Source organism: Nocardiopsis sp. RV163 (assembly GCF_001029525.1).
GTDB classification, from domain to species: domain Bacteria; phylum Actinomycetota; class Actinomycetes; order Streptosporangiales; family Streptosporangiaceae; genus Nocardiopsis; species Nocardiopsis dassonvillei.
This window is the reverse complement of record NZ_LEKI01000328.1, coordinates 1-1,664: the sequence shown is the minus strand read 5'-3', so window position 1 is coordinate 1,664 and position 1,664 is coordinate 1. Positions and strand designations below refer to the sequence as shown.

2 protein-coding genes are annotated in these 1,664 nt (G+C 62.6%); both read right to left on the bottom strand.

Annotated elements, in window-relative coordinates:
- Positions 1-64: 64 nt before the first annotated feature.
- A complete protein-coding gene (locus ABD54_RS26500) occupies positions 65-1,000 on the bottom strand; it encodes a cytochrome c (RefSeq protein ID WP_082167013.1) in 936 nt (311 codons plus the stop codon).
- Between the two features lie 17 nt (positions 1,001-1,017).
- Entirely contained in the window at positions 1,018-1,575 is a 558-nt protein-coding gene (locus ABD54_RS26495; protein ID WP_210746207.1) for a heme-copper oxidase subunit III, read from the bottom strand.
- Positions 1,576-1,664 lie beyond the last annotated feature (89 nt).

Genomic DNA, 1,664 nt, shown 5'->3' with positions numbered 1-1,664 from the left:
CTTGGGGGTGCCGACCACGCGTTCGGGCGTGGCCTCTGCCCCGCTGCTGTCGTTGCTGTTGTTCTCAGTCATGAGCTCGCTGCTTCGCGGTGATCCAGATCGCGCAGGCAATGATCAGAGCAAGGCCGACGACCCAGCTGATCAAACCCTCGGCGACCTGGCCGACACGGTCCAGATCGAAAATGCCTCCGGCGTTGGGTTCGGCCTGGAGAGTCTTGATATAGGAGATCAACTCCTGCTTCTCCTCCGGCTCGACCACCGTGTCACTGAACATCGGCATCGCACCCGGACCACTGACCATCGCCTCATAGATCTGACGCGCGGACGCGTCATGAATCTCCGGAGCCCAACGACCATCCGTGAGCGCACCGCCACCACCGGACCAACCATGGCAGTGCGCACAGTTGGTCAGATACAGACGCATACCCATGTCGGTGTCATCGGCGCCCTGAACATACGACTCGTACTCGGCCTCGAACTCCTCGAGCGCCGCCTCATAGGAAGCCTCGTCCTCGAACTCCCCACGCTCGGGCGCCTCACCCGGAACGCCATAGGGAACATCGGGACCACCGGTCCTGATCTGCGCGTCGTAGTACGCGATCAGGTCCTGCAGATCCTCCTCCGACATCGCCATCGGCTTGCGCGGCATCTGCGCGTCGGGGTTCATCGACGGCATACGCCCCGTGCTGACCTGGAAGTCAACGGCCGCCGCACCCGAATCACGGATGTCCGGACCCCGGGTGTACTCCCCGTCCTCACCGTAGGTGCCACTGCCGTCGTAGTTGTGACAGGTCGCGCACGTCTGGTTGAAGATGTCCTCGCCGTTGGCCACATCGACCTCATCGGCCGAGGGAGGAGCGTCAGCGGCCAGAGTCTGCGCCTGGGCCTGGTCCGCGGTGGGCGCCAGAGCGGCGTACCCCACCCCGAACAGGGCTAGCGCGAGGATGACGACGACATACCCCGCCAGGGGATGCCGCCGCCGCGCGGTAATCCATTTCACGGTTTCCCCGTTTCGGGTTACTGGATGAAGTAGATGGTGAAGAACAAAGCGATCCAGACCACATCGACGAAGTGCCAGTAGTAGGACACGACGATCGCGCTGGTCGCCTGCTGGTGGGTGAAGCGCTTCGCGGCGTACGTACGTCCCAACATGATGAGGAACGCGATCAGCCCACCGATGACGTGGAGTCCGTGGAAGCCCGTGGTCAGGTAGAACATCGACCCGTAAGCGCTCGACTGAAGAGTCAGGCCCCCGTGGAAGATGAGCTCGTAGTACTCGTAGGCCTGCCCAAGGACGAAGAACAGGCCCATGAAGAACGTGATGAAGAACCACATACGCAGCTTCTTGACGTCACCGCGCTCAGCGGCCCAGACGCCGGCCTGCGCGGTGAAGCTCGAAGCCACCAGGACCACGGTGATCGCCGACGCCCACGGCACGTTCAGGTGGGTGTCGGGCCACTGCCCCAGGTCGGGGTTTCCGTTGGTCACCGATCGGATCGTGAAGTACATCGCGAACAGCGCAGCGAAGAACATGAGCTCGTTGGCCAACCAAACGATGGTGCCAACGCTCACCAGGTCAGGACGCTTTGCCGCACCATGTGCTGGTGTCGGTGCTGATTTTGGGTTCGCGGTTGCTGTCGCCACGCCAGCATTATTACGGCATC